This window comes from Flavobacterium magnum (genome assembly GCF_003055625.1).
GTDB lineage: Bacteria > Bacteroidota > Bacteroidia > Flavobacteriales > Flavobacteriaceae > Flavobacterium > Flavobacterium magnum.
Map to the genome: position 1 here is coordinate 3,165,424 of NZ_CP028811.1, position 22,806 is coordinate 3,188,229.

Consider the following 22,806-nt stretch of genomic DNA (forward strand, 5'->3'; position numbering starts at 1 on the left):
AAGCCGCCGGACGTTATAGGCAAGCGCTAACCGACCGCACAAAAAAAATCACGATGCAAATTAATGTAACTGGAGAATATAATGAAAAATTAAAGATTCGCTTATCGCAAGGAATTTGGAATAATACTTTGTATACCCTATTTGAAAATTCTAAAGCCGTGAAAGTTGTATTTCCAAATGATCCTGGCTTATTTAGATTGTCGATATATTATAACTCAGAGAATTTCTATGTAGAAAATTTGCTATATATTTCTAATCCAAACTTAGATGTTCTCAGCTTTCACTTTTATAAAGAAAATGTCCGTGTCTTCTGCAGAATAGAATCTATGTTAGTTGTTGAATTAAATAAAGAAATATTACTTAATCCACTTTCGGAAAACTTTAAAGAATTAAAGGGCATTATTGAAAACTTCGATGCCGACAATTGCGCCAGCCTATAACAGCGGTTTCACGCAATTGCTACTTTCAGTGTAAAATGAACTTCTTTTTTCCATAACTTCGTTCTGTCCAGCCGAGAGCACTCAGTTCCAAAAAGCCGCAACTGACGTGAAGCCGCCGGACGTTATGCGTGATTTTTGTTGTGTTGAAAGTTGGAGCTCCGCTCCTATTTGGTTTTGGGTGATTGGCTTGTGACTACATACGTTTACGTTGTCTTGGGATCAATATTAAAACCAACGCATAACAGCGGTTTCACGCAATTGCTACTTCCTTTGTAAAATGAACGTCCTTTTTCCATAACTTCGTTTTGTCCAGCCGAGAGTACTCAGTTCCAAAAGCCGCAACTGACATGAAGCCGCCGGACGTTATGCGATATTTAGCCCAAAAACGACGTAAATTCAACCCATGAAAAATTGGATTCTCAAAATTCTTTGTCTAGTAGTTTTGCTTTGTGCAGTAATCGTTTTTATAAATCCAATGCTCGGAAAAATGGTTGTAGGAACGGCAAGAATCGTCGGAAGCAAAACTCAAAGCGAAGTTTTCGTAAATGATCAAAAACAAAATAATGCAAAAGTTTTTGTTTCAAAATCAGACTTTGATGGAAACGAGAGTCGTGATTATTTGATTCTGTATTTGAGAGATTTATCAATGTTTAATGGATTTCCAGTTTTAGTTGTTGACAAACAAATTAAGATGGTTTATTACACCAATGCATCGTTAAACGACTACAACTTAATTTTCGGAAAACTTTTGCAAAGTGAATCTGGCGCAAACGGATTAGTCGCATTTAATAATCAATCTAAAGGATTGGGCTTTGAACCGAACCTAAAAATAAACGGAAATGTTATTACTTTTGAAATCCCAATAAACGACAAAGTCCAAAAGATAAAATTAAACATCGCATAACAGCGGTTTCACGCAATTGCTACTTCCTTTGTAAAATGAACTTCTTTTTTCCATAACTTCGTTTTGTCCAGCCGAGAATACTCAGTTCCAAAAGCCGCAACTGACGTGAAGCCGCCGGACGTTATGCGAAATATTAACCAAGAATTGCGAAATTGAACTTCAAAATTACCAACAGCGACCGTACGAAATACCTCCGCCCTCATTATTATGATTGGCCAGAAAAAATTAGCAATAAAAACTCTCGCCGTTTTAAAAAAGAATTTGATTATAATGAATATGAAAAAATTCAATGTTTATGGGAAATATCGAATTACCTCGGCCCTGCTCCTCCACGAAGTATGACATTTTTTTCATTTTACTCAACCAAAAAAAATGATTTTGTTACGTCAAAAGTTTCTATATCATCTGTTAGAGAGCATCTAAAGAGCAATCCCATGATTGACGAAACATATTTACCAATTGAAGGCGATCCAATTACTTATATTTAAAGATTACTACTATAAACAAATCGAAAATGTAGTAAGGCCTGACATTGATCCTATGACCATATCTCTTCTTTTCAAAAACAATGAATGGAACGAAGGAACGTACAGATATGAATCTGACGAAACGAGATTTGTACATAGTGGTGTCCTAGAAATATAAATACTTCGCATAACAGCGGTTTCACGCAATTGCTACTTTCCTTGTAAAATGAATCGCCTTTTTCCATAACTTCGTCTTGTCCAGCCGAGAGTACTCAGTTCCAAAAGCCGCAACTGACGTGAAGCCGCCGGACGTTAGCAGTAATCTTCAATTCCATTCATGATAAACAAATTTTCAATTTCGCTTCTATTAATATTCAATTACAGCTTTGGCCAAAAAACAAAAATTGACCGCTTTGTAAGCGATGCTGCTAAAGCGGTAATAAAACCGGAATTCAGATATTATAATTTAATAGATTCGAGTTTCATTGCAGAAAATAACAAAATTTATTTAGATCGATTTGAGGAAGCGGAATTATCAGAAAAGTATCCCGACTTACATATTGGCCAACTTTTTGAACATGACTCCGTCAACGCTTTAAATTGGAACGATTACAATATCCCAAGAGCAAAAATCATCTCTCCGAAAGAGATACCAAAGTATCATTTATATAGCAGAATTACAGTAGTACTGTATTCCGATACTCCCAAAGAGGAACTGGATCGTTTGGAAAAGGATAAGCCGTTTGGCAAAATCATAGTAATCATAGATAAAAATTGGAGTGAAGAAAGAAAACAACGGGAAATAGACGAAAAGGTAGATGATTTTGAAAAATGCTTTGCTGAATATCAAAGTACTTTTGCTGAAGAAGATAAAATTTATTACAGTTTTTCAACTCCTGTCTTCTCAGATGATAACAAGTATGCATTAATGTCAATTCACGTGGATTCCAGGACTTCCAGTTGCTGTGGTTGCAGCTATCTCTTCAAATTTGAAAATGAAAGTTGGCAACAAATTTTTACATTCAGGTGCATTATGAGGTGAGAAAGACTACTGCTAACAGCGGTTTCACGCAATTGCTACTTTTCGTGTAAAATGAACTTCTTTTTTCCATAACTTCGTTCCGTCCAGCGGAGAGTACTCAGTTCCAAAAGCCGCAACTGACGTGAAGCCGCCGGACGTTATGGGCAATGCTAAACCAAAATTGCGTAAAAAAAAGCTTGAAATATCTCTTTATATGGCTTTGCATGACATTTGCAAACTTGGGTTACTCGCAGGAGCAAATGTTGCCTGTAGGATCAAACGCAGATGAAATTGCAAAACGAATTCAGCAGAGGGATAGCAGTAAAATTGGAACAAGGCTGCCTACATTTGTTGCAGGCGAATTGGACGACTCGATATTCTATAGTGCTGATACAACAAGAATCACCTTTTATTATTTTTGGTATGATTGCGGCGAAGCTTGCTTCGGTCAAATTGATGCCTTGAATGAATTACAAAAAAAATATAGCGGGAATGTAGACTTTATATCGGTTACTAATTTAAATAAAACAAGACTGTTAGAAGTGATTGAAAAAAAATCCTTCAATTTCAAACATTGCATGATAACGCAGGAAGAAATAAATAATTTAGGATTCGCAAACGGTTACCCTTTGACATTAATTACTGTCGATGGAGTTATTAAATTATGCAAATCCGGTGGACCTATAACTCATGAAGCAATTGAAAAGTGGAAAGACGAATACATGAAAGTTTTGAACACATATTTATGATACAAGCACTGCCCATAACAGCGGTTTCACGCAATTGCTGCTTTCCTTGTAAAATCAACTTCTTTTTTCCATAACTTCGTCTTGTCCAGCCGAGAATACTCAGTTCCAAAAGCCGCAACTGACGTGAAGCCGCCGGACGTTATGCACCATTTTACCAAACCATGAACATTCAATCTCGAAATAACGAAAATTTGCAAAGGCTTCAAAAGCTAGTTGATTCAGCTAAAGTCGTCGATACGCCGCCAAACTGGGAAAAATTAACTTTTGCAGTCGGCGGACTAAGTGAAGTAGGTTTTTCTAAATTCTATCCAGAATTGTTGCTCATAGTCTCAAGTCAGGGAAGAGGCATAATAGATTGCGCCAAATTCGAGTTAATAGAAAGAGATAATAACACTGATTGGAATTGGATAGATTCTTACAATTTGTGGGCAATGGGAATTGGAAAATTATCTGAAGAAAAAATAATAGTAAGCGGATTGCATGGTGGTGGACTTCCGTTTTCTAATAATGAAGGAGATTGTATTCAATTTATGGCGACAAATTGGCCAATAATTGATTTGATTTTCGAACCCAATGATAAAAGTATTTTCAACGTCGAGGAGGCTGGCGAGTGCTACAGAATTTTTAATGACTATGAATTAAGAGCATACGGCTTTTCGTATAACGGACAATATTTTGTAATAGCTACAAATAGTGAAATAAATATCTATCGGAAAAATAAAAACGGTGCATAACAGCGGTTTCACGCAATTGCTGCTACTCTTGTAAAATGAACCGCCTTTTTCCATAACTTCGTTCTGTCCAGCCGAGAATACTCAGTTCCAAATGCCGCAACTGACGTGAAGCCGCCGGACGTTATGTGTAATGTTAATTGCGAACCGGACATGAAATCACTTTTTATCCTAATGCTTTTAATCAGTTTTGGAGAAGCACAATGCCAACAGAAAAGCAAAGGTGTAAAAGATTCTCTTATTTGGGTTAAACTAACTTGTGAAAAAGGAATTGAAGATGCAAAAAAAGATTTTAAAAAAGGAATTTATAAATGCTCTTCTTATGGTTTAGTTGCAGATAGTAATCCTGCTTTGACCAACTATATAAATGAGTATAGATTAAAAAAATACGGAATTATTACCGATAATGGCGGCTGTGTAACCAATGATTACAAAGAATGCTACTTAAATTTGATGATTAAATTAGTAGAAGAAAAATTTGGCTCAGATATATTTATAAAATCAAAAAAAGAGGCCGAGAAATTGTATTCCGAGAAAAAATAAACACTACACATAACAGCGGTTTCACGCAATTGCTGCTTCCCTTGTAAAATGAACCACCTTTTTCCATAACTTCGTTTCGTCCAGCCGAGAATACTCAGTTCCAAATGCCGCAACTGACGTGAAGCCGCCGGACGTTAGCAGCAACCACAAAAAAACCGACCCAGAATGAACGCAATCAAATCTTTATCAATCATACTTCTTTTTACCGCATGTACAAAATCAACTCCAAAAATAGCTGAGTCAACAGCGTTTTTCAACTTCGATGAAGTTATACATTATAAACTTGATAATAATGTAGAAACAGAAGCAATCTCTCGTGCCAGAAATGAAGATCCAAATGTTCCCAAAATATTCCGCATTTTTTGGAGTTTTTCCAATTATCCGGCTCGATTAAATGATTCTGCTTTTTTTAAAGATTTGGATAAGATGTATATTAATGAAGGGAAAATCTCTGCAGACAAATTACCTGAAATATCTGATATTTTTAGCGAACGGAAAGTAGAATCGATCACCAGTACTACTTGCGAACCAATGTATAGAGACATATTAATTTTTAAAAAAAATGGAATTGTTACAGGCATTTCAAAACTTTGCTTCCAATGCGGTGAACATTATATGATAGGTGCTAAGAGAAATACTGAAATGTTCGGTCAAAATGGAGAATTTCAAAGGCTAGAAAATTTATTCAAAAAATAGTGGCAGCTGCTAACAGCGGTTCCACGCAATTGCTGCGACCTTTGTAAAATGAACCACCTTTTTTCATAACTTCGTTTCGTCCAGCCGAGAGTACTCAGCTCCGAAAGCCGCAACTGACGTGGAGCCGCCGGACGTTACCGGAAATCGCAAATGCGAACGGAGCATTTAAAAATAACAAACGTAAATAAAGTGGTAAAACAACCTGATCTTTTAACGCTACTACTGTTGCTCTTAATAATCGTCATTGCATCTGTCTCAATGTTTAAAAGGTTCGGAAAAGGAGAATTCAAAAAGCTAAACTATTGGGAAATGGAGAGGTCGGTTGGCGCCCTTATTACGTTGCCAATTCTAATAATACTGTTAGTTTATAAGATAATAACTCAATATTTTTAAGAGCAACTATTCTTACACGTTCTATAAGTTTAAGAATTTACAGAAACGTAAAATCAAATTTTCATATTCTTTTATAAATTCATTATCTCTTATAAGTGAGAAGTTACGCAGCGACATCCGGTAACAGCGGTTTCACGCAATTGCTCCTTCCCTTGTAAAATGAACTTCTTTTTTCCATAACTTCGTTTTGTCCAGCCGAGAATACTCAGTTCCAAATGCCGCAACTGACGTGAAGCCGCCGGACGTTAGCGGCAACCGTGAAGCGAATGTGTTAATAAATGACGTAAATTGAAAAACATGTCTAGAAAATTTGATTATCTAATGGAAGTAATTGGTTGGCTGCAAATTGTTGCATCACCGTTTCTCATTTCTTGCATAATTGGAGCGTTAATTTATTTCCCAAATTCTACTCAAACAAATCTAATTATTGCAATCATTATAATTAGCCTGGGATTAGTTGTTGGCATACTTTGGGCGAATAAAATTTGGAAAACTAAAGGAACTATGTGGTTTGTTTCTCAAATTAGTGCAACTCCAGAAGCAGACAATTTAAAAAGTGTCAAAGACGACAACAACGCAAAGAAGCAAAATAACGGCAGCCGCTAACAGCGGTTTCACGCAATTGCTGCTTACCTTGTAAAATGAACTTCTTTTTTCCGTAACTTCGTTCTGTCCAGCCGAGAGTACTCAGTTCCAAAAGCCGCAACTGACGTGAAGCCGCCGGACGTTAGCCGTAACCAATCCAAAAGTCGCGTATAACCAAATGAGGAAATTTTTATTTATTCTAGCTTTATCGAGCTTATCTTGCAAAGAAGTAAAAAATACGGAATCTGAAAATGGAGTAATTTCTGAAAATGATTTGTATAGTGTTATCAACTCATTACAAAATTGTGCCCCGAAAGGCACAATTTATTATTCTGAAAATGATACACCATATGATAAAAACTTCATCGAGACGTATAAACTGGATTCAATATTCAGCACTGAAGATGTGGACTTTTTCAGAAAACAAATGAAAAAAGCCACCGATTTTAAGTTAGATATACGAAAGATTAAATGCGACAGAATAATAACCAAGCACAACATAAACAAAATGCGTTTTGAAAGTAAAACTGACGAAATTTTTTGGGAAAAGATTCGGATGAAATATGGACAGTTAACATGTTTAGCTTATATAAAACTTCCGATATTCTCAAAGGACAAAAATTATGTGATTTTTTCCAGCAACTATTCAACTGGTCCGCATTCGTTAGGTGGATCTATAGAAATATACAAGAAAATAAATAATAAATGGAAACGCTTTCATTCATTATCGGGATGGGTGAGCTAATTTGGCTACGGCTAACAGCGGTTTCACGCAATTGCTAATTTTCTTGTAAAATGAACCGCCTTTTTCCATAACTTCGTTCTGTCCAGCCGAGAGTACTCAGTTCCAAAAGCCGCAACTGACGTGAAGCCGCCGGACGTTACAGGCAATTGCTCCGTGTCCGAAATGACGATTTTCGTAATTGAATGGCTCGGCTTGCGTAATCACAAATTAACTTCTCTCCTATTTTTCAAAGAGCAACTTTGTGGCTCAGCTTTGAAACCTTGGCCGGGATTTTCTGATCTCCATTTACTTTTCTTCTTGCCGAGAAATCTCTGCGAAGCTCACTTGGACTGTATTGCTACTTAAGTCTTTGTCAATTTCTTTGTCTTGAAAAATGCTGAAAATTTCCTTTTCAAAATTCTAAACTTTAACGTGGTTCTCAAAAAAACTATCGCAGTAGAAATTCTTTGTGGTTACTTTGCGTGATTTTGCGCCTGTGTCGCAACAGCCTGTAACAGCGGCTTCACGCAATTGCTGCTTTCTTTGTAAAATGAACTTCTTTTTTCCATAACTTCGTTCTGTCCAGCCGAGAATACTCAGTTCCAAAAGCCGCAACTGACGTGAAGCCGCCGGACGTTACCGGCAACCGTGGACCAAAAACTCCGCATAAAATATGGACTTAGAAAACGAAACATACTTTGAGATTTTTGATTCAGGCAGTTTTATAAAACTTGAACCAATTGAGTATACTTATCTCAGCGCTGAAATGGATTGGGATAAAAACTGGATAAAAACCAAAGTAGAAATCAGATTAGAGAATTTCACAGGCAATTATATTGCGGAATTTACCACTTTAGACTTTGAAGATTTTGAAAGACAAATTTCAGCACTTTATGACAATCTAAACGGAACGGCGAGTTTTAGTGACATGGAAAACTATTTAGAGTTACGAATTGTCGGCGATGGAATCGGGCATTTTGAAGTTACAGTTTAAGCATCCGATATGCGTAGCTATAAAAATACAACGCTCAAATTTTATCTCGATTTTGATCAGACCCAAATACCTAAAATGTGTGCTCAACTTAGACAAATAAAAAATAAGTTTCCAAAAATTGGTGATTTGTCATAAAGTAACGGCAGCCGGTAACAGCGGTTTCACGCAATTGCTGCTTCCATTGTAAAATGAACCACCTTTTTCCATAACTTCGTTCTGTCCAGCCGAGAGTACTCAGTTCCAAATGCCGCAACTGACGTGAAGCCGCCGGACGTTATGTGAAACCGCCTTGTAGTGACGTAAAGAACACTCGAAAGGGGATGACAAATAAATAATCTTATATTTACATAAAAATATTTCATGGTAATAAGCAGAATAAAATTGGCAAATTGGAAAAATTTTCAGAATGTCGATATCGAATTGAAAAATAGAGTTTTCATGGTTGGTGCAAATGCTTCGGGAAAATCTAATTTTTTAGACGCAATTCGCTTTGTACGTGATATAGTGAAACAAGCTGGAGGACTACAATATGCAGTTGATCAAAGAGGTGGCGTTTCAAAAATTAGATCGTTAACGGCGAGAAGGCGCTCGGATGTTGCACTTGAGCTATATCTTTCTCCAAATGATTCAAACGAAGTAACTTGGATCTATTACCTATCATTCAAGAGTTTTGGAGGAGGAATTATTGCAAAGCAAGCTACAATTTTAGAAGAAAGAGTTACAAATAATAATGGGAAAGTTATTGTCAACCGCAATTCTAAGGACAAAAATGAGGATTCTGAAACTCTCAAATTTACTTGGCTAGAGCAGCCAAACTCTAACAAAGATTTTAGAGACATTAATTTTTTTTTCCGGGAAGTTCAATACTTACACATTGTACCTCAATTAATACGAGACCCTGAATCATATTTAATTGCAAGCAATAAAGAAGATTTCTATGGTCGTAATTTGTTGGATAAAATCGATCGAACGAATAAACAAACCCAAAATTCTTATCTAAAACGAATCAACGACGTTTTAAAGTTAGCAGTTCCACAGCTTTCAAATATTAAATTCGTTAAAGATGAAAAAGGCATTCCTCATTTGGAAGCTATTTATGAACACTGGAGATCAAAAGGTGCAAAACAACAGGAAAGTCAATTTTCAGATGGAACTTTACGTTTAATTGGCTTCATGTGGGCGCTTTTGGATGGTCAAGAAACAATTTTATTAGAAGAACCTGAATTATATTTACATTCGGCGATAGTAAAACAATTACCTGAATTTATTTATAATTTGCAAAGACGTAAAGGTAGAGTTAGACAAGTAATTATATCAACGCATAGTTATGACATTCTTAGCAGTGAAGGAATTGGCCAGGAAGAAACTTTAGTTTTACTCACTACTCCTGAAGGGACGGAAATTAAGAAAGCAATGGATATTGAAGATGTAAAAAGATATCTCGACGCTGGATTCAGTATGGCTGAATCAGTTATCCCTAAAGTATCTCCTCAAAATATCCAAGGTATTCTGGAATTAAACGAGTAAGCATGGAAATAGATATTGTTGGAGAGGATCAGGTTACACAGGAAATAATTGAAAGATTAGTAAAAGATTATAGACGAGACATTACAATAAAGAACAGGCTTCCTTCGCGCGGAAGTCAAATTAAAAATAATGCTCCCAAATACAACAATTTGGGAAGTCCTATTTTTTTGCTAACAGACCTGGACCATTACCATTGCCCACCTTCTTTGATTAAGGATTTTTTAGATAACGCCCCTTTAAAAGCAGAAATGCTACTCAGAGTTGCTTGGGAAGAAGCGGAAACTTGGTTGATGGCAGATCGTAAAGGATTTTCGCATTGGCTTGGCACGAGTGTAGATTTGATTCCTGAACCAGAGGTTATTGATAGAAAAACTGGTGCTGTTGAAATAATCTTTCCATTAAAGCCCAGTCTATACATGATGTTGAACATAGCTTCAAAATCGCATAATAATAATCTCAAACTTTCATTAACGCCAATCTCGGGAGCTAAAAAAGGGCCTGCCTATAATTCTGCAATTCTTCCCTTTATTAAGAATGTTTGGAATATCGAAGAAGCAGCAAAAAATTCTAACAGTTTAGCAAGGACGATTGCCCGATTGCAAGCGTTTCAACAGTAATGCTTCACATAACAGCGGTTTCACGCAATTGCTGCATTCCGTGTAAAATGTAACCACTTTTTCCATAACTTCGTTCTGTCCAGCCGAGAGTACTCTGTTCCAAATGCCGCAACTGACGTGAAGCCGCCGGACGTTACATGCCATTTCTAACCGAACGTACATGAATTACGAAGATACTCCAGATTACAATAAAGCAGAAAATGATATCCTATTGAACTCATCTAATGAAGACGAAAAAATATTAGCGCTGATAACTTTGGTTCATTGCAGTGGTAATTATAATTTGGCTATGCAAAAGTCAATCGAATTTGCTAAAAACGAATCTGAATTAATTGCGGCTAATGCAATTGGATGTTTTGGAGACATTGCAAGAATTTACAGAAAACTTGATTTTGAGATCGTTGAAGAAATTCTAAACGTTTATAAAAATTCTCAAAGTGAATGGATACATTCAAAAATACTTGATTCTTTAGATGACATATTAGTATTCCTAAAAAATGATCGTTTGGAAATTTATCGAAAATGAAACGGCATGTAACAGCGGTTTCACGCAATTGCTACTTTTCTTGTAAAATGAACCACCTTTTTCCATAACTTCGTTCTGTCTCGCCGAGAATACTCAGTTCCAAAAGCCGCAACTGACGTGAAGCCGCCGGACGTTAACTGCCATATTTGTGACGAACCAACCTAAAATTACGACTCAATGAAAAACTTAATTTTTCTTTTTCTAATATTTATAAATTTTTTCTGTTCTGCACAGCAAAAAGCAATTGCTGATTACGTCAAAACCGAAAGTAACGGTGGTAAACTTGATTTTGCAAAAGTGGCTGAAGAACAGGCTCAAGGTGCATATTTTATTCGGTTTGGTAATGTCCTTTATAATAAAAAAGACTTTGCAATTCTTTTGTGGGGAACAGCGGTTAAATCTTTAGGGATAGAAAAAATAGATGAGGCAATAAGACTATGGGAAGAAATTAATAAAAGACTTTTAACAGAGGCTGAGAAAAAAGCTCTAAAAACTGGATTTGAAACAAAAATAGAGAATTAATACGGCAGTTAACAGCGGTTTCACGCAATTGCTGCTTTCCTTGTAAAATGTAACCGCTTTTTCCATAACTTCGTTCTGTCTCGCCGAGAGTACTCAGTTCCAAAAGCCGCAACTGACGTGAAGCCGCCGGACGTTACCTGCAAGTTTTAAAAAATTGTCGTAAATTTCACACTTCCAAATAGCTACTTATGAAAACTGTTTTATTTATATTGATTTCCTTTTTTATTCAAACTCAAGATATAAAGCTTGTAGGAAAATATGAAATTAAATACGAAAATGAGTTTCAATCTCAGAATGGAATTATAACATTCAAAAAAAAACACTTATACAAGAAAGTTGAATTCTGGCGCAAGCATTAAAGGAAAGATTTCTTACGAAAAGAGATCAATAAAGCTTACAGATAATGATGGCGTATTGCAAATGACAATATTAAATAGTAGTGTTAAAGATGATACTATTACTTTTGGAACTGAAAATTTAAAAAAACCTAGGGATGCGGGTAGGATAATTATACATTTAGGAAAATTGATTCCAAGAAAGTAAACCTGCAGGTAACAGCGGTTTCACGCAATTGCTCCTACCCTTGTAAAATGAACTTCTTTTTTCCATAACTTCGTTCTGTCCAGCCGAGAGTACTCAGTTCCAAATGCCGCAACTGACGTGAAGCCGCCGGACGTTATAGGCAAGCGTGTGACGAAAGTAGTCCAAATTAAATTTAATGAGCAAAATTTACATTTTTAGTGGTTTGGGCGTTGACAGAAGAGTTTTTGACAACATCGATTTTGGGGATTTGGATATTGAATTCGTAGAATGGATTGAGCCAATTAAAAATGAAAATCTTGAAAATTATGCGAAACGAATTTCTAAAAAAATAGTTTCAGCAAATCCAATTTTGGTTGGTTTGTCTTTTGGTGGAATTCTTGCTGTTGAAATCTCAAAGTTTTTAAAGCCAAGAAAAATAATCTTGATTGCTTCTGCAAAAACGAGATATGAATTGCCTAAAATTTATCGAGTTGCAGGAAAAATGAAACTCAATAAACTATTGCCAAGTTCGATGCTTAAAATGCAAAACTTTATTACAAACTGGTTTTTTGGCGTTGAAACTAAAGATGATAAATTACTCTTGAACAATGTTTTGATAGACACAAATCCAAAATTTCTCCGTTGGGCAATAAATGAAATTGTAAATTGGAAAAATGAAACTTATCCTGAAAATTACATCCATCTTCATGGAACTAAAGACCAGATAATTCCAATTGAAAACGTCAATGTCAATTTTGAAATTAAAAACGGTGGACATTTTATGACCGTTAACAAGCCAAAAGAGATCGAAACAATATTAAAGAACGCCTGCCTATAACAGCGGTTTCACGCAATTGCTACTTTCCTTGTAAAATGAACTTCTTTTTTCCATAACTTCGTTCTGTCCAGCCGAGAGTACTCAGTTCCAAATGCCGCAACTGACGTGAAGCCGCCGGACGTTAGCGGTTATTTTGCTACGAGCTTTCTAAATTCACGGAAATAAACATATCGAATTATGAATAACATTATCGAAATTTTAAAAAGCAGCCAAGCAATGTCTACATTGTTCATTAGTCTTTTTATACTTATTATTTTGAGTTCAATATTTCAGAAAAGACTAACACAAGTTGGCAAACCCTATAAAATCATTTTTAATATTTTAATTTTTGGAGCTCTTTTATTGAGCATTGCAAACGCTTTTTTAAACGAGAAATATGATAAATTAATATTCTTTTCTGTTATCGTTTTCCTTCAAATCACTTTACCTAAATTTGTCAAATGGTATGATAATAAGGTGCGAAGTTTTAATGATCGATAGTGGACAAAATTAAAACAACCGCTAACAGCGGTTTCACGCAATTGCTCCTCCTCTTGTAAAATGTAACCGCTTTTTCCATAACTTCGTTCTGTCCAGCCGAGAATACTCAGCTTCGAAAGCCGCAACTGACGTGAAGCCGCCGGACGTTATATGACAGCGGCCAAAATTGCGTTGAGAAAATCTTAATCAAATGGATAACAACCCTCATTTTATAGCAGAACTTAAATATTTGAAAACTGAAGATGGCGGTCGTAAGACTGCGGCGAAATCTGGCTATCGTCCGCAAGTTCAATTTGATTTTGAAAAGATGTCAACTTCCGGAAGTCAAAAATTTGTTGATAAAGAAATCGTATTTCCTGGTGAAAGTGTTTTGGCCGAAATCACTTTGCTTTCACCACAGTTTTTTGAATATAAACTTAAAGTTGGAATGCAATTTAATTTCCATGAAGGACCAATAATTGTAGGGTCAGGAAAAATATTGGAACTGAAAGACGAAAAACTTATTGCCGTCATATAACAGCGGTTTCACGCAATTGCTGCTTCCCTTGTAAAATGAACCGCCTTTTTCCATAATTTCGTTTTGTCCAGCCGAGAGTACTCAGTTCCGAATGCCGCAACTGACGTGAAGCCGCCGGACGTTATGTGTGATTTTTGACCTGACGAACCGACATAAAAACAACATTATGAAAAAAATTCTATTATTAGTTTGTATAGTTTTATTTTTCGGTTGCAACGAAAAAAAACATCTTGAATGTAATGTAATTGAGACTGTCAGTCCAAAATTCACTAATGGTGATATTGCTAAATTCGCAATTGCAACCCTTACAAATGAATCTGAACAAATTATGGATGTGACTAATGAAGGAGAAAAATATTTTGTTTCTTATAATCGAAAATCTGATTCTGAAAAGTTAAAATATAAGGTAAAATTTGAGTACGGTAGAATTATTTGGGGAACTATAAACGGTCGTTGGAAAAAGGGCCATTCGGATATAAGAGTTAAATATCGTAAAAATAAAAACACACTAATGATAACTTTAAATATGAGCGATGGCTCAATGGCTGTTAGAGAATTTACGAAAAAAAATTAAAACCACACATAACAGCGGTTTCACGCAATTGCTGCGCACTTTGTAAAATGTAACCGCTTTTTCCATAACTTCGTTCTGTCCAGCCGAGAGTACTCAGTTCCAAAAGCCGCAACTGACGTGAAGCCGCCGGACGTTAACTGCAAGACTTCCGCGAACGAACTCAAAAGACAACCATGAAAAATAGAATAGTGTCCCTAATTATTTGTTTTTGCATTTCAATTTCCTGTTCTACAACTAAAGCAACTCTGGTATTGTTTAAAACCGAGATTGATGATCGTGACATCCGTGGTGACGCTAAAAGTTCTTTCTTTTATGACCCAAGTTATGCTGGTGAAATTTATCGTTATGAAGTTAAATTCACCAGCGCAGAAGTTCGAGAAATAAAAAAAATATTAAATTCTCTTAAAATGCGACCTGATTTAGACGAAATAGAACTTCACGAAGGTCCAACAATGTATGCATTGATAATTAAACGTGATACGGTTTTTGGTTATGGCGGAAGTGTATACTGGGAAAAGAAAGCTATTTCTGTACCAAAAAACCCTATAGCTAAAAAAGTAATGCAATTACAATAATATAGTCCTGCAGTTAACAGCGGCTTCACGCAATTGCTTCTCACTTTGTAAAATGAACCACCTTTTTCCATAACTTCGTTCTGTCCAGCCGAGAGTACTCAGCTTCGAAAGCCGCAACTGACGTGAAGCCGCCGGACGTTACCGGCAAGCAGTGCGCGCCGGAACCAAAAGAACTTCCTTGTAAAAAATGATAAAACGAATTCTAAAATACTTAATAAACTTAGCTTGCTCGGCTTTAATGATCTGGTTTGCTTACCTGTCTTATGCGATAATTGTTCGTGTGCCAACATCCGGAGAATTAATGGACTTAATTTGGAGTCAGGTCAATCAACTTTTACCAACTTATCTGATTTCAATTGTGATAATCAGTTTGCTGAATTATTTGTTTGAGCGAAAAATTGAACAAAGAAAACAGTCTTATGAATTTCTTATTTTATTGTTGATCCAAATTGTCGTTATGGCTTTAGCAACAATTTATTACTCGATTGATTTCTATAATTTTTCAATGCATAACCAATCGTAATTAGAAATTCTGCCAGCCGGTAACAGCGGTTTCACGCAATTGCTACTCACTTTGTAAAATGAACGACCTTTTTCCATAACTTCGTTTTGTCCACGCCGAGAATACTCAGTTCCAAATGCCGCAACTGACGTGAAGCCGCCGGACGTTATGCGACATTTCACCAACAATGAACTTACCATCTCGAGAAAATATAATACAGAGAATTTTCGAAATCGAAAATTTAGATTTACAAGAAGCTAGTATCGAAGAAATTAGTGAGATGTTGAATTTATTATTTACGGGATACAAAATCAATACACCATGTTTTGAACCAGGAGTCGAACTTTTTCGCGGGATTAAGTATTCAGAAAAGCCCAAAAATATTTCTTCTCTTTCATACCCTCCAAAAAACTTCGCTAAAATAAACCGGGCAAGCAGAGAAAGTGAAAGTATTTTTTATGCGGGCACATCCAGGGAAGTGCCTTTCTTTGAATTAAATTTAAGGCCCGGCGATTTTATCGTTTTATCGCATTGGATTACAACAACAAAAATTATGTTGAATAATGTTGGCTACACCGATGAAAATTTTTTAAATCTTAATTCTAGTAGAGAAAACGAAAAATGGAATCCCAAAGCATCTGAAACAGAAGAAAATGAAATTATACAAAACTTTTTAGCTAAGACATTTAGTCAGCCTGTTAGTCAAAAAAACATTCATTTATATAAGTTGACAATTGCAATTGCTGAAAAACATTTTAAAAGTGAAATATTCGATGGTTTAGTATATCCTACAGTCGCAATGAGGGGAAATGCTGAAAATTTTGCGATTAAACCAAATTACATCGATGACGGCAATCTGCTTTTTTTAGGAGTGGAATTTATCGAAGTAACAAAACAATATGATTTTAAATATGATATAAATATTCTGGATTCAGCAAACTCAATTTCCGAACAAGGAATGATTGAATGGGGTCGATAAGAAACGTCGCATAACAGCGGTTTCACGCAATTGCTGCGACCTTTGTAAATTGAACGACCTTTTTCCATAACTTCGTTCAGTCCAGCCGAGAATACTCAGTTCCAAAAGCCGCAACTGACGTGAAGCCGCCGGACGTTATGCGAGATGCTACAGCAGCCTCAAGGATCCAGCCAATTTTAAGACATAAAATAACATGAAAAATTCCATTCTATTATTCTCTTTTTTATTTACTTGCTTGATTTGCAAAGCTTCAGACACAATAAGTGTGTGGCATGTCTATTATAATAAAATTAAAATAAAGGAATATAATCAATACAATAATAACTTGCCCCTAGTTCTTAAAAACAGTGACTATAAAGTCGGCGATTCGATTACCATTCAATATTTTTCAGATACTAGATGCGATGATTGTCTTACTGGAATTATGGTTCGATCAAAAGATAATCGTGTAACAATGGTTGGAAAAAGTAAGGGTAGAGGAAACCCAATCACTTTTCCAGTCAGTTACATCATTGATCCAAAAAGAAAAAAGAAAAATTCTGAAATATTATATTTGGACAGTAATGGTGAAAATGCGACATCTATTTTATTATTCGAAGTTGAAATGAATTAAGCACCTCGCATAACAGCGGTTTCACGCAATTGCTACTTCCCTTGTAAAATGAACGCGCTTTTTCCATAACTTCGTTTTGTCCAGCCGAGAGTACGCAGTTCCAAAAGCCGCAACTGACGTGAAGCCGCCGGACGTTAGCGGCAATAGTCCCGAGAATCGTTGAAAACAATAGAAATCATGAAAATATCAGTTCGTTTCCTTTTACTTGTATCGTTTCTGATATTTTCCAATTGTAAGGACCCAAGGAATGCAGAGAATACTAGCAGTGATGCCAAAAATGATGATATCAAATACAAAGCATTTGTTGAATATTTAAAAAGCAAGAATATTAGTATTTGTGAAATCAAAGAAATTAGATTAAAAATTAAGAAAAATGCGAAAAATCTAGCAGACAAAAGATATCCAAATTCAATTGCCCAACATGATAAGTACGTAGAGAGACTAATTGAGAGAAAAATAGACACTGTAATTAATAAATATGGTTTAAAGTCATCTGACTGGAGCAAAGCTTGGATTCTTGCTGACAAATATTGCAAATAAAACTACAGCCGCTAACAGCGGTTTCACGCAATTGCTCCTTCTCTTGTAAAATGAACGAGCTTTTTCCATAACTTCGTTTTGTCCAGCCGAGAGTACTCAGTTCCAAAAGCGGCAACTGACGTGAAGCCGCCGGACGTTGTGCGCAACTTATACCAACCGTGTCGTAAAATATACATATGAAAAATTTTTATATACTTAGCTTTTTAGTATTAATATTAGGCTTAGTTTCATGTCAAGAAAAGATAAAGAAAGCTGAATTTCGTAAAAAAGAAGTTCATTTAATTGACAATAAAATCATAAATAATTTTTTAGAATATTGTTTTAAAAATGATAGTGGAATCGTGAAAGGTTGTAAAGTTGTTTTAGATCATGATTTATCGCAAGCACCTTTAAGTGAAGAAGAGTTATTATCAGTAGATGGGTTGGATTCAATATTCACTAAAGAAGACATTGATTATATACATAAACAGAATAAAATTAAAGACGATTTTAGATTGCAACAGCAATACTTTAAAAATTCTATCATTGTATCTGCTGATACAATTAGTTCAATGATAAAAAAGAGTAAAGATAAAGATGGTCGATCTACACTTTTCTGGGAGGAATTTTATAAAAAATATGGTGATGGATTTTGTACACTCAGCAAACCTTTATTCTCTAAAAATCATCAAATTGTAATTATCAGCAGTGGCTATCATTGTGGAGGATTATGTGGTGGCGGTGGAACTTATATTTTAAAAAAAGTTGACTCCAATTGGAAAGTCATCGCTACAATCAGGAATTGGGTAAGTTAAGCTGCGCACAACAGCGGTTTCACGCAATTGCTGCTTCCCTTGTAAAATGAACCGCCTTTTTCCATAACTTCGTCTTGTCCAGCCGAGAGTACTCAGCTTCGAAAGCCGCAACTGACGTGAAGCCGCCGGACGTTAGCAGCAACCAACCCGAAAATCATGTATAAACCATGAGAAAACTTTCACTTCTAATAACTTTTCTATTATTTGCATGTCATTCCAGTGATAAAAAAATAGAACGACAACAGATTGGTATCGTATATAAAAGCGATATTTATGAAGTCATCAAGTCTTTCACAAAATGTAATTCAAACAGTAGTATTTATTTAACTGAAGAGGATTATTCGTACTTTAGGGAAGGGCCAATGAATCTTATGGAAACTATTAAAGTAAAAGCCGATTCAATATACACGAATGAAGATTTTAAATTCATTGAAAAACAAATAGCCAGTTCTAAAATTTTCAGGTTAAATGCAGATCTACTTAATTGCAAACAAGTTATTTCAACAGATACACTTGATAAACTACATTCTCAAAGTGAAAACATTGATGATTTTTGGAGAAATCTAAGGCAAAAATTCGGGAAAGATATTTCTCTAGAAAGCATTGGACTTCCGCTGTTTTCAAAAAATAAAGAATATGTAATTTTTTCAAGTACAACTTATTGGGGACCTCATTCAATGGGAAGTAATACAACAATTTATAAAAAAATAAATAATAAATGGGAGCGTGTCCGTTCATTAGCCGGTTGGGTTACATAATTTGGCTGCTGCTAACAGCGGTTTCACGCAATTGCTGCTCACTTTGTAAAATGAACTACCTTTTTCCATAACTTCGTCCTGTCCACGCCGAGAATACTAAGTTACAAAAGCCGCAACTGACGTGAAGCCGCCGGACGTTATATGCCAGCTTATGCGCGATGTACCTAAAATCAACTTCCAAAAAATGAAACGAAGAGTATTTTTCGTCGTTTCGCTTTTTATAGTTTCACTTTTTATAGTTGCTTCATGCACTGAAAAGAAAGTTGATTTAGGAATTATCAGAAAAACACATAAACCAAGTCCTAATCTTATTTCTTTCGATCTCAAATACAATTTATCCAAAGAAGACAGAACGAACAGAAACTTTACGAAACTTAGTTCAAGAAAGTTCGATCTTGAAATTGACACGATAAAATATACTAGAGATGAGATTTACATTTCTTATTTATCGACAATGACAGGCTGTATTGAGTATGCTGGTGATTTTGATATAAAAGGTGATTCGTTAAATCTAAAATTAATACAGTTGAATAATGTCGTGTGTCCAGAAGTTGAAGTAGCCAGAGTAATCTATAAAATTCGAAATCCTAAGAATATCCAATATAAAATTTCTAAACCTGAATTTGGTAAGTATGGCGAACCAAACCAAAAATAAAGCCGGCATATAACAGCGGTTTCACGCAATTGCTACTTTCTTTGTAAAATGTAGCCGCTTTTTCCATAACTTTGTTTCGTCCAGCCGAGAGTACTCAGTTCCAAAAGCCGCAACTGACGTGAAGCCGCCGGACGTTAGCTGTAATGTTTGAAAAATTCACGTCCAATTAACGATTTCCAAGCGCAATAAAATGAACAGACTCCAAAAATTGTTTTCTAAAATACTTCGTAAAAAGCATTTGACAAACTCTAATTCTGATAAGTCTTTTGACGAAATTTACAATGACTTGGGGTGTTTTAAATATGATGAAGTTGGATTTATTCTTGACTATGAAAACTTTAATGCTTCCGTAAAGTGGGATGAAATCACACAACTTAATGTGTACAAAAAAGACTTAATAACTATCGATCAGATTGAAATGCAAATTGTTGCTGGACAAAAATATTTTACCATCAGCGAAGAGTTGCCTGGATGGTTTCAATTTATCATAAAAACGAAAGAAATGTTTCCCACCATTCCTAAAGATTGGGATATGAAAATAATTAATCCACCTTTCCAAGCTAACTTTACGACAATCTATGAAAAGCCGAGTCAAAATTAACACTACAGCTAACAGCGGTTTCACGCAATTGCTGCTTCCCTTGTAAAATGAACTTCTTTTTTCCATAACTTCGTTTTGTCCAGCCGAGAATACTCAGCTTCGAAAGCCGCAACTGACGTGAAGCCGCCGGACGTTGTGCGCAATAGCTCTGCGAACGGACTCAAAATAAACATTGGAATGAAATCAAAAGTAATGTATATCGAGAATAAAACAGAAGGCCATCATGGTCCAGCTTGGATCGGAAAAGTTGAATTCTCAAAATCTGGTCAAACTGTTTACTTTGACAATAAGGCACTTAAAAAACTTAAAATACAGGAATTAGTGGTAACCATTTTGATGTAGAAACCGGAGAAGAATACTGGATCTCTGGCGTAAAAAAAAATGGAACTGATCGACATAAATTTGGAGGAGGAAAAGTAATGCTTGATAAAAATTCCATCGAAGATTATCTTATGCTTGTGGACTTCGATGTCATTGATGAAAATAAATTTATTATCGTAGAGTTCCGCAAAACCGACAAAACCGTTTTAATGAAATAGAGAATGCTGAAATCGATTTTAAAAATGCAGATATCAGATCCCAGTATTTAGACAATAACCACAAAAAGTTAGTCTAAAAATTGCTACTGCGCACAACAGCGGTTTCACGCAATTGCTACTTTTCTTGTAAAATGAACCGCCTTTTTCCATAACTTCGTCATGTCTCGCCGAGAGTACTCAGTTCCAAATGCCGCAACTGACGTGAAGCCGCCGGACGTTACAGGCAATTGCTCCGTGTCCGAAATGACGATTTTCGTAATTGAATGGCTCGGCTTGTGTAATCACAAATTAACTTCTCTCCTATTTTTCAAAGAGCAACTTTGTGGCTCAGCTTTGAAACCTTGGCCGGGATTTTTCTGGTCTCCATTTACTTTTCTTCTTGCCGAGAAATCTCTGCGAAGCTCAATTGGGCTGTATTGCTGCTTAAGTCTTTGTCAATTTCTTTGTCTTGAAAAATGCTGAAAATTTCCTTTTCAAAATTCTAAACTTTAACCTGGATCTCAAAAAAACTATCGCAGTAGAAATTCTTTGTGGTTACTTTGCGTGATTTTGCGCTTGTGTCGCAACAGCCTGTAACAGCGGCTTCACGCAATTGCTGCTTCCCTTGTAAAATCAACTTCTTTTTTCCATAACTTCGTCTTGTCCAGCCGAGAATACTCAGTTCCAAAAGCCGCAACTGACGTGAAGCCGCCGGACGTTATGTGATATCGCTTGAAAATCGTCCTCATATGAAAATAACTTCTCTTCTTATCAGCTTACTTTTTTTAGTTTTTTATTCGTCATACTCAGAAAAAGAAATCATCCTCGAAAGAACTTGGGTTTTTAAAAGCTATGATAGCAAAAGTCAAACTTTTTCGTACTATCAGCGGTCAAAATTCTCTAAAAGTAAACCAGGAATACAATTTATAAAAGAAGGTAAATTAAAGGTAAAACAAAGCACAGGTAATTGCGGTACAATTTTTCCTGGTGAAAAAATAGATTACGAAATTGTAGACGGTACTTGGGAAAAACTTACTGACTCAATTATTGTTCTTAAACATCCTCTTTGGGATAAAAATTATACGGAGAAATTTAAAATAGTTGAACTCACAAAAAACAAGTTAGTAACACGTATTTTACCTTAATTGCGACATCACATAACAGCGGTTTCACGCAATTGCTGCTTTTCGTGTAAAATGTAACACCTTTTTCCATAACTTCGTTCTGTCCAGCCGAGAGTACTCAGTTCCAAAAGCCGCAACTGACGTGAAGCCGCCGGACGTTAGCCGTAATTCTCGAGAAAATTGAAACGCAAATGAAATATCTGAAAATAATAATACCGTTAGCAATTTTCGCCCTAATTTGTTTTGAAGTGAATAATGCCGAGAATAGTTTTTCGGAATATGAAGATAAAGTATTGCATAATAATGTGAATATAAAAGGTGTAATTAGTTCAGTAAAGCGTTCAAATAATCATTGTTTTGCGGTATGGAAAATCGACAATGTTAAAAGCAATATTGCTTATTTTCGTTCCAATACTAACGAGCAATATTTTCCTTATGTAATAAAAAATAAGAAAGCTGAGATTTATCTAGAACTTTGTGACACTCTGGTAATTGGAGACAGCATTGAATTAGATTCGAATAATCTTTTGGTGAAAATTACGGGGAAAAATAATATTGAACGAAGTATTGGACTGGTTACTGAAAGCTATAATATTTCATTTATAAAAAAGAATACTCAGTTTCCAAATTAGAACTACGGCTAACAGCGGTTTCACGCAATTGCTCCTAACCTTGTGAAATGAAATTCTTTTTTCCATACCTTCGTTCTGTCCAGCCGAGAGTACTCAGTTCCAGAAGCCGCAACTGACGTGAAGCCGCCGGACGTTACCTGATATT

Annotated in this window: 30 protein-coding genes; all 30 read left to right on the plus strand. The window is 35.7% G+C overall.

Features of this window, described 5'->3' with window-relative positions; genetic code table 11:
• Positions 1-53 precede the first annotated feature (53 nt).
• Positions 54-440 (plus strand): hypothetical protein, encoded by a 387-nt coding sequence (locus tag HYN48_RS13675; protein ID WP_108372646.1) that lies wholly within the window; start codon positions 54-56, stop codon positions 438-440.
• A gap of 403 nt (positions 441-843) precedes the next feature.
• Positions 844-1,344: a hypothetical protein gene (locus tag HYN48_RS13680; protein WP_146171804.1), complete on the plus strand. Its 501-nt coding sequence runs from the start codon at positions 844-846 to the stop codon at positions 1,342-1,344.
• Positions 1,345-1,496: 152 nt separating this feature from the next.
• Positions 1,497-1,832, plus strand: coding sequence for a hypothetical protein (locus HYN48_RS15210; RefSeq protein WP_146171805.1), 336 nt, complete (start codon positions 1,497-1,499; stop codon positions 1,830-1,832).
• 316 nt (positions 1,833-2,148) lie between these two features.
• Positions 2,149-2,853, plus strand: coding sequence for a hypothetical protein (locus tag HYN48_RS13695; RefSeq protein WP_108372654.1), 705 nt, complete (start codon positions 2,149-2,151; stop codon positions 2,851-2,853).
• A gap of 203 nt (positions 2,854-3,056) precedes the next feature.
• Entirely contained in the window at positions 3,057-3,581 is a 525-nt protein-coding gene (locus HYN48_RS13700) for a hypothetical protein (RefSeq protein WP_146171806.1), read from the plus strand.
• A gap of 161 nt (positions 3,582-3,742) precedes the next feature.
• Entirely contained in the window at positions 3,743-4,315 is a 573-nt protein-coding gene (locus HYN48_RS13705; protein WP_108372660.1) for a hypothetical protein, read from the plus strand.
• A gap of 150 nt (positions 4,316-4,465) precedes the next feature.
• Complete coding sequence (locus tag HYN48_RS13710; RefSeq protein ID WP_146171807.1) at positions 4,466-4,855, plus strand: hypothetical protein; 390 nt, start codon at positions 4,466-4,468, stop codon at positions 4,853-4,855.
• A gap of 165 nt (positions 4,856-5,020) precedes the next feature.
• The gene (locus HYN48_RS13715) at positions 5,021-5,551 is read left to right on the plus strand and encodes a hypothetical protein (RefSeq protein WP_108372665.1); all 531 of its coding nucleotides are present in this window, start codon (positions 5,021-5,023) and stop codon (positions 5,549-5,551) included.
• A 690-nt stretch (positions 5,552-6,241) separates the two neighbouring features.
• A complete protein-coding gene (locus tag HYN48_RS13725) occupies positions 6,242-6,550 on the plus strand; it encodes a hypothetical protein (protein ID WP_108372671.1) in 309 nt (102 codons plus the stop codon).
• A gap of 157 nt (positions 6,551-6,707) precedes the next feature.
• Positions 6,708-7,274: a hypothetical protein gene (locus tag HYN48_RS13730; RefSeq protein WP_108372673.1), complete on the plus strand. Its 567-nt coding sequence runs from the start codon at positions 6,708-6,710 to the stop codon at positions 7,272-7,274.
• Between the two features lie 652 nt (positions 7,275-7,926).
• Positions 7,927-8,247, plus strand: a complete 321-nt coding sequence (locus HYN48_RS13735; RefSeq protein ID WP_108372675.1) for a WapI family immunity protein — start codon at positions 7,927-7,929, stop codon at positions 8,245-8,247.
• Positions 8,248-8,607: 360 nt separating this feature from the next.
• A complete protein-coding gene (locus tag HYN48_RS13740) occupies positions 8,608-9,774 on the plus strand; it encodes an AAA family ATPase (RefSeq protein WP_108372678.1) in 1,167 nt (388 codons plus the stop codon).
• Between the two features lie 2 nt (positions 9,775-9,776).
• Complete coding sequence (locus tag HYN48_RS13745) at positions 9,777-10,391, plus strand: hypothetical protein (protein ID WP_108372680.1); 615 nt, start codon at positions 9,777-9,779, stop codon at positions 10,389-10,391.
• Between the two features lie 160 nt (positions 10,392-10,551).
• The gene (locus tag HYN48_RS13750; RefSeq protein ID WP_108372682.1) at positions 10,552-10,917 is read left to right on the plus strand and encodes a hypothetical protein; all 366 of its coding nucleotides are present in this window, start codon (positions 10,552-10,554) and stop codon (positions 10,915-10,917) included.
• A 177-nt stretch (positions 10,918-11,094) separates the two neighbouring features.
• Positions 11,095-11,439 (plus strand): hypothetical protein, encoded by a 345-nt coding sequence (locus HYN48_RS13755; protein WP_108372685.1) that lies wholly within the window; start codon positions 11,095-11,097, stop codon positions 11,437-11,439.
• Positions 11,440-12,157: 718 nt separating this feature from the next.
• Complete coding sequence (locus HYN48_RS13760) at positions 12,158-12,799, plus strand: alpha/beta hydrolase (RefSeq protein WP_108372688.1); 642 nt, start codon at positions 12,158-12,160, stop codon at positions 12,797-12,799.
• Positions 12,800-12,976: 177 nt separating this feature from the next.
• A complete protein-coding gene (locus HYN48_RS13765; protein WP_108372690.1) occupies positions 12,977-13,279 on the plus strand; it encodes a hypothetical protein in 303 nt (100 codons plus the stop codon).
• A gap of 190 nt (positions 13,280-13,469) precedes the next feature.
• A complete protein-coding gene (locus tag HYN48_RS13770) occupies positions 13,470-13,796 on the plus strand; it encodes an EF-Tu C-terminal domain-related protein (protein ID WP_108372693.1) in 327 nt (108 codons plus the stop codon).
• Positions 13,797-13,962: 166 nt separating this feature from the next.
• Positions 13,963-14,370, plus strand: a complete 408-nt coding sequence (locus tag HYN48_RS13775) for a hypothetical protein (RefSeq protein WP_108372696.1) — start codon at positions 13,963-13,965, stop codon at positions 14,368-14,370.
• Between the two features lie 173 nt (positions 14,371-14,543).
• Positions 14,544-14,945 (plus strand): hypothetical protein, encoded by a 402-nt coding sequence (locus HYN48_RS13780; protein ID WP_146171808.1) that lies wholly within the window; start codon positions 14,544-14,546, stop codon positions 14,943-14,945.
• A 689-nt stretch (positions 14,946-15,634) separates the two neighbouring features.
• Positions 15,635-16,426, plus strand: a complete 792-nt coding sequence (locus tag HYN48_RS13790; RefSeq protein ID WP_108372703.1) for a hypothetical protein — start codon at positions 15,635-15,637, stop codon at positions 16,424-16,426.
• Between the two features lie 193 nt (positions 16,427-16,619).
• Complete coding sequence (locus HYN48_RS13795) at positions 16,620-17,039, plus strand: hypothetical protein (protein WP_108372705.1); 420 nt, start codon at positions 16,620-16,622, stop codon at positions 17,037-17,039.
• 177 nt (positions 17,040-17,216) lie between these two features.
• On the plus strand, positions 17,217-17,579 hold the full coding sequence (locus HYN48_RS13800; protein WP_108372707.1) for a hypothetical protein: 363 nt from the start codon (positions 17,217-17,219) through the stop codon (positions 17,577-17,579).
• 176 nt (positions 17,580-17,755) lie between these two features.
• Positions 17,756-18,373, plus strand: coding sequence for a hypothetical protein (locus HYN48_RS13805; RefSeq protein ID WP_108372710.1), 618 nt, complete (start codon positions 17,756-17,758; stop codon positions 18,371-18,373).
• 167 nt (positions 18,374-18,540) lie between these two features.
• Complete coding sequence (locus HYN48_RS13810) at positions 18,541-19,131, plus strand: hypothetical protein (protein ID WP_108372712.1); 591 nt, start codon at positions 18,541-18,543, stop codon at positions 19,129-19,131.
• A 184-nt stretch (positions 19,132-19,315) separates the two neighbouring features.
• Entirely contained in the window at positions 19,316-19,786 is a 471-nt protein-coding gene (locus HYN48_RS13815) for a hypothetical protein (protein WP_146171809.1), read from the plus strand.
• A gap of 190 nt (positions 19,787-19,976) precedes the next feature.
• The gene (locus tag HYN48_RS13820; protein WP_108372718.1) at positions 19,977-20,387 is read left to right on the plus strand and encodes a hypothetical protein; all 411 of its coding nucleotides are present in this window, start codon (positions 19,977-19,979) and stop codon (positions 20,385-20,387) included.
• 177 nt (positions 20,388-20,564) lie between these two features.
• Entirely contained in the window at positions 20,565-20,729 is a 165-nt protein-coding gene (locus HYN48_RS15340) for a hypothetical protein (RefSeq protein ID WP_219909591.1), read from the plus strand.
• A 925-nt stretch (positions 20,730-21,654) separates the two neighbouring features.
• On the plus strand, positions 21,655-22,050 hold the full coding sequence (locus HYN48_RS13830) for a hypothetical protein (RefSeq protein WP_108372721.1): 396 nt from the start codon (positions 21,655-21,657) through the stop codon (positions 22,048-22,050).
• Positions 22,051-22,220: 170 nt separating this feature from the next.
• Positions 22,221-22,661 (plus strand): hypothetical protein, encoded by a 441-nt coding sequence (locus tag HYN48_RS13835; protein ID WP_108372428.1) that lies wholly within the window; start codon positions 22,221-22,223, stop codon positions 22,659-22,661.
• The last annotated feature ends 145 nt before the right edge of the window (positions 22,662-22,806 follow it).